Annotated in this window: 6 protein-coding genes; 1 reads left to right on the top strand and 5 read right to left on the bottom strand. The window is 62.8% G+C overall.

The genetic code is table 11. The features are described 5' to 3' along the window. The coding region (locus tag U5A58_RS39355; RefSeq protein ID WP_321965321.1) for an ESPR-type extended signal peptide-containing protein at nucleotides 1-814 on the bottom strand (814 nt) is incomplete at its 3' end. Nucleotides 815-1,682: 868 nt separating this feature from the next. On the opposite strand from U5A58_RS39355, the gene U5A58_RS39350 reads away from it, so the two are divergent. Then, nucleotides 1,683-2,135, top strand: coding sequence for a nuclear transport factor 2 family protein (locus U5A58_RS39350; protein ID WP_321965320.1), 453 nt, complete (start codon nucleotides 1,683-1,685; stop codon nucleotides 2,133-2,135). A gap of 56 nt (nucleotides 2,136-2,191) precedes the next feature. On the opposite strand, the gene U5A58_RS39345 is transcribed toward U5A58_RS39350, so the two are convergent. From U5A58_RS39345 to lptE, 4 genes are all read right to left on the bottom strand, one after another. Beyond that, on the bottom strand, nucleotides 2,192-2,614 hold the full coding sequence (locus U5A58_RS39345) for a CopD family protein (protein WP_321965319.1): 423 nt from the start codon (nucleotides 2,612-2,614) through the stop codon (nucleotides 2,192-2,194). Between the two features lie 81 nt (nucleotides 2,615-2,695). Next, the gene (locus U5A58_RS39340) at nucleotides 2,696-3,967 is read right to left on the bottom strand and encodes a glutamate-5-semialdehyde dehydrogenase (RefSeq protein ID WP_321965322.1); all 1,272 of its coding nucleotides are present in this window, start codon (nucleotides 3,965-3,967) and stop codon (nucleotides 2,696-2,698) included. Nucleotides 3,968-4,163: 196 nt separating this feature from the next. Then, entirely contained in the window at nucleotides 4,164-5,360 is a 1,197-nt protein-coding gene (holA, locus tag U5A58_RS39335) for a DNA polymerase III subunit delta (RefSeq protein WP_321965318.1), read from the bottom strand. A gap of 43 nt (nucleotides 5,361-5,403) precedes the next feature. Then, nucleotides 5,404-5,967, bottom strand: coding sequence for an LPS assembly lipoprotein LptE (gene lptE / locus U5A58_RS39330; protein WP_321965317.1), 564 nt, complete (start codon nucleotides 5,965-5,967; stop codon nucleotides 5,404-5,406). Between the last annotated feature and the right edge of the window lie 50 nt (nucleotides 5,968-6,017).

Below are 6,017 nucleotides of genomic sequence, written 5' to 3'. Positions count from 1 at the left end.
GCTGCGAACCGTTCACTGCGTCAAGGCTCGACGCATTCAGCGCACCGTTCGCCACGTTCGTCAGTGCGACTGGCACATGGTCCGATCCAGCCAACGTCACCTTGGAGTGCGACGACGAATCATAAGTGACCGCATCGACTAAAGGGAGCTTCGAGATCTGAGTCTGGAGTTGCCCGAGCGCCGCGTCGACCTCGTTGAACGCGCCGCCCACTGTGCTTTGCGACGAGGAAGATGACGCGCCGGTGATCGAGTTGGCGTTCGCGAGCGTGTAACTTGGCCCAGTAACCGCGCCCGTGTATGTGTTGAATGTCGCACCGCCACCTAGTGCACTGATCACTGGCGTAAGCTGACTCACGTTGATGGCGTCGGACGTTCCCAGACCCGCGGTGAGGCCCGAAAGCAGCACGCCATTCGCGCCGGTCGTCATCGTCGCCTTCACACTCCCGTTGCTTGGCATGAAGATGATTGATTGCTTGGTCGAGGACACGACAAGTTGAGTCCCGCCCAGCCCGATCGCGGTGAACTGAGCGGCGCCCGGGACCTCACCGTCGCCGGTACTGCCGTTCCAGCTTGCGCAAGTGGTGTCGGTACCGATGCTTCTGTAGCCCGCCTTGGACCCATAGGAGTCGGAAGCACAGATGTCGGCCCACGCGGAACCCGGCAGCACGAACCCGGCGGTGCCGGCTCCCGCGGCGGCCAGCGCAACCAGCGCGCGACGGCTCGACTTTTTCTTGCCGCGCGCAACGGCGTTCTCCTGAACGGCAACCCACGCCCCCGTGGCTTCGTTCCAGATTGATCTGTATGACTTGTTCATTCTCGTTGCCCTGGTTAATGAGGGAGCACCGATTTCGGCCCGAAGCCATCCGACGGGGATTTCCCTCAAAAAAGAGAAAATCGGCTGGCCCATGGGACCAACGATTTACGCCAACCACGCAGCAACCCGCTATTTCAAACGCAACATCAGATATTGCTTACAGAGTTAGATAGTCGCCACGTGATGATCTCAGCGACTTTATGGACTTGAGTTCACAAAACATATAAGAGAACTCTTAAAGCAGAATATTGTCCCCATCAAGATATAAGCCGCCTCCAGCAAGGCCTTGCAGGCGATCCGAATCAGCAAAGAGAGACTGAAATACAGATTAACCAGATTCCAACAACCGAAGCCCAAGATGATTTTTTCTTGAATCCAAAACATCCAAATACGGCACTCAATGTATTCTTTTACTACATTCAAAAATATTAAATCCCACAATGACAAGGTTATTTACCTACAAAATCAGAGAATTTAAACTAAGACTGAAAGATTATTCGCAATCCAATCCAACACCAATCTGGCTGATCGCGTTCGTGTTGCCGGGCACATGCCAGCGTGGAAATCACCTGACCTGAGACCTGGACACCTCACTGACACTCCGGCGTCGTTGGATCTCCACCACACATGTATTGCGGGGCGCTTTTGAGATTTGTCCTATTCCGCACACATCGTCGGAAAAATACACTTTGATTGTCGGGAAACACTGACGAAAAGCTTCACCTCTTGCGAGGTCACACGGACGTCAAGCACCTTTCGCTAGCTACACGCCAACTGCGTGCCGTTTCGCGAGACACGCCCAGCCGCCCCCTCTCGTTTCCCTACGTCGTGAGCCGAACGGCTTCGCACTCACATCCAAGGAAACGCCATGAAACGTCTTTTGCCTCTTGCCGCCGTAGGCGTACTTGCAACACTAGCGCATGCCACAGTCGCGCCGGTATCCAGTGCGCCCATCCCTGAAGCGCTTCAAATCGAATTGCTCGAGCACCAGTGGACGCAAGCCGCAACGGCAGCCGACCACCCGGTGCTCAACGATCTGCTCGATGATAAGTTCATCGAAATTTTTCCTGGCAATGTCCGCCGCAACAAGCACGACCTGCTTGCTGCTCCCGCGCTGCCGCCTGGCGGCTCGCAGTTGCTGGACGGTATGCGCGTGCAGATACTCGACGATGTCGCCGTGGTAACTGGCGTCAATCGATACACGCCCGCCAGAGGCTACAAGACAATTGAATACCTTTTCACCGACGTTCTCGTGAAGCGCGACGACGGATGGCACGTTGTAGCGGCACGCATGCGCCGTAAAGATACGGGCAGCGTTTGAGGCTGCCCGCTAGCGGAGCTCAAGCGTAAGCTCCAGATCGAATGCGCGAAAGTGCCTTAGAACGGCTTGATAACGGCAAGCGCCACGGCCGCCAGCATGCCGAGCACCGGCAACTCATTGAACATGCGATACCACTTGTCGGAGCGGCGGTTCTCGCCGCGCTCGAAGGTACGTAGCAGGCGCCCGCAGTACGCGTGATAGACGATGAGCAATAACACCACGCCCACCTTCGCGTGGATCCACCCCTGCCCGCGCCCGATGCCGACCACGAGCCACAGCCACAGCCCGCACAGCAGCGCGGGCACGGCAATGATGGTCATGAAGCGGTAAAGCTTGCGCGCCATGACGAGCAGGCGTTTGACCGCCGCGGGCTCGGACTCCATCGCGAGATTCACGAAGATGCGCGGCAAGTAGAACAGGCCCGCGAACCACGAAGCGATCAGTACGATGTGAAACGTCTTGACCCAAAGCATCGACATCTTTTTTCTTCTTGATTGACGATTGACGGGGGAAGCGGTGCGCACTTCACCGTGCGCGCGCCGCTGTACGGTACAGGCCGACTACTGACGACCCTCGCCGTGGCCGAGCACCACGTACTTCAGCGAAGTCAGCCCTTCCAGTCCGACCGGGCCACGCGCATGCAGTTTGTCGTTCGAGATGCCGATCTCCGCGCCAAGGCCGAACTCGAAGCCGTCGGCAAAGCGCGTCGAGGCGTTCACCATCACGCTTGCCGAATCCACTTCGCGCAAGAAGCGCATCGCGCGATCGTGGTCTTCGGTGACGATCGCATCGGTATGGTGTGAGCCGTACACGTTGATATGCTCGATCGCATCGTCGAGCGTATCGACCACCTTCACCGCCAGCACGGGCGCGAGGTACTCGGTGCGCCAGTCTTCTTCCGTGGCGTCCACGAGCGGGCCAACGCCAGCGTCCGCGAGAATCGAGCGCGCCGCGGCATCCACGCGCAGTTCCACGTCCTTTTCGCGATACAGACGCCCAAGCGGCGGCAGTACGTCATGCGCAATACCGCGCGCCACGAGCAGTGTCTCCATCGTGTTGCAGGTGCCGTAGCGGTGCGTCTTGGCGTTGTCGCACACGGTCAGCGCCTTTGCGAGGTCTGCGCGGTCGTCCACGTACACGTGGCAGATGCCGTCCAGGTGCTTGATCATCGGCACGCGCGCTTCGGCCATCAGGCGCTCGATCAGGCTTTTGCCGCCGCGCGGCACGATCACGTCCACGAATTCCGTCATGGTGATGAGCTTGCCCACCGCGGCGCGGTCGGCGGTCTCCACCACCTGCACCGCGTCCTGCGGCAGACCCGCTGCGGCCAGCCCCTCGCCAATCAGCTTCGCGAGCGCCGTGTTGCACTCCAGCGCCTCGGAGCCGCCGCGCAGGATCGTTGCGTTGCCCGATTTCAGACACAGCGCCGCGGCGTCGATCGTCACGTTCGGCCGCGATTCGTAGATGATGCCGATCACACCGAGCGGCACGCGCATCTGCCCCACCTGAATGCCGCTCGGGCGGAACTTGAGATTGGTGATTTCGCCGATGGGGTCGGGCAGCGCGGCAACCTGGCGCAGGCCTTCGACCATCGTCTTGAGCGCCTTGTCCGAGAGCGTGAGGCGGTCGATGAAGGCCGCGTCGTGGCCCTTCTCCTTCGCGCGCGCGAGGTCGCGTGCATTCGCATCCTTCAGGTGCTGCGCGTCGCGCTCGATGGCTTGCGCCACCGCTTCGAGCGCCGCGTTCTTCGCGGCCGTCGAGGCCCGTGCCATCGCGCGCGAAGCCTTGCGGACGCGGCGGCCGAGGTCGGTCATGTACTGGTCGATATCCATGGTGTCTTTCGTCATGCGGCGCGTGAGGCACAGTCGGATGCGCCAAGCGCGGTTCGATTCAAAGCGGTTCAGGCCGATTTTAAGGCCAGCCGCCAAGCTTTGCTGGACATGGCCGGGCGGCTCGGCATGCGCACCGGCCGCGCGACAGGCATAGAGCAGGTGCCGAAGCGCCGGTTCGGGCAAGCCGTGGAGGGCTTTAGCCCGGCCGGCGCGACGGCCCTGCGGTGCGCGGTCGGGCCGCTGCCGCTGCGGCGGCTGCCGCCGCAGCCGGGCTGCGTGGCTGAGCGTCCGGCTGCGCGCGGCCTGGCGCCGCAGCGCTGCGCGCCGGCGCGCCGCCGTCGCGAGGCCCGGCCACCGTCATCGCCAGTTCGAACAAGCCGTCCCATGCGTCGGGCGGCAAGGCATTGCGCCAGTCGCTGCGCGATTGCCCCGACAGCCCCTTCACCTGCCGGTCGAGCCGCGCCGCGAGCGCGAGACCGCGTTCTAGCGTCGCTTCGCTCAAGCGCGAAAGCGCCGGACCGATAAGCCGCTCGCGCGGCCCCCACACGCGGTTCTCGCGTAGCAGCATGGCGAGCGGCTTGCCCGCCGCCACCCCGCGCTTGATGCGCAGCAGCGTGCGAATTTCCTCGACCACGGCCCACAGCACCAGCACCGATGCCTCACCTTCGCCTTGCAGCCCGTCGAGCATGCGCGCGAGGCGCCCGACATCGCCGGTCAGCATGGCTTCGTTGAGCTTGAATACGTCGTAGCGCGCGACGTTGAGCACGGCGTCGTGAATCTGCTCGGAGCTGAGCACGCCTTGCGGATACAGCAGCCCAAGCTTCTGGATTTCCTGATGCGCCGCCAGCAAATTGCCTTCCACGCGCTCCGCCACGAATTGCAGCGCGCGCCGGCCGTCCTCGCCTGGTGCAACGCGCTGACCTTGCAGCGCGAGGCGCTGGCCGATCCAGTTCGGCAGCGCCGTGCGCTCGACCGGATCGATCTTGATCGCCGCGCCGCTTTCCGAAAGCGCCGTGAACCACGCAGACTTCTGCGTGGCGGCGTCGAGGCGCGGCAGCGTAACGAGCATCAGCACATCGGGATTCGCCGAGGCCGCGAGCGTCTTCAGTGCGTCCGCGCCCTCCTTACCGGGCTTGCCCGACGGAATGCGCAACTCCACCAGTTGGCGATCGCCGAAGAGCGACATCGACTGGCTCGCGCCGAGGAGCGAACTCCAGTCGAAGCCGCGCTCGACGGTAAACACCGAGCGGTCGGTAAAGCCCGCTGCGCGCGCAGCCGCACGGATGCGGTCGCACGCCTCCTGGGCGAGCAGGTGTTCGTCGCCGTAGACGACGTACAGGCCGGCCAGCCCTCTCGCGAGGTGCGGTTCGAGTGCGTCGGGTCGCAGTTGCATGGCGCTCGGTCGAAGATCGCTCAGTAGAGGGAAACCGCGCGCATTACAGCGGCGGCGGCGGCAGCGGTGCGCGCGGCGCGACACCCGGCACGACCTGATCGGGCGTCGGGTTGATCGTTTTCAGCACGGCGAGGCGCCGCATGAGCTGATCGACGGCGTCGTTCTGCATGTCGGTGAACAGCAGGTCGGCTTCTTGCGTCTTGGCGGTCGAGAACTGATCGCTATACGTCATCGCGCGATTCAGCGCGATTGCGCTCGGCTGGATCAGCATGGAGCCGTCCGGCCTCGTCAGCGTGAAGTTGAGCGTGTAGTTGACCTGATATTCCACCACTGCGCCGAGCGAATTGAGCGTGAGCGTGCTGAAGCTGCGCCCTTCGGAAACGTGCAGCACAGCGTCGGCGTTGGCCACCGAATCGACCACGACCGAATCGCTGCCGCCTTCGACCATACGCGAGAGGCGCCCGACGAACGGCGGCGGCGCGCCGACGACGGCAAGGCGCTTGAAGGCGAAGTTCTGCTCGCCGCGCAGCTGGAAGCCGCAGGCCGAAAGGGCGAGCGCGCTGCCCGCCACGAGCGGGAACAACCTGAGGAACGATCTGCGAATCACATGGACTCCCTGGGTTCGCGACAGTGTCTGGGTGGCGGCGCAAGGCTGCG

This window comes from Paraburkholderia sp. J7 (assembly GCF_905220155.1).
Taxonomy (GTDB): Bacteria; Pseudomonadota; Gammaproteobacteria; order Burkholderiales; family Burkholderiaceae; genus Paraburkholderia.
This window is presented reverse-complemented; position numbering and strand designations above follow the sequence as displayed.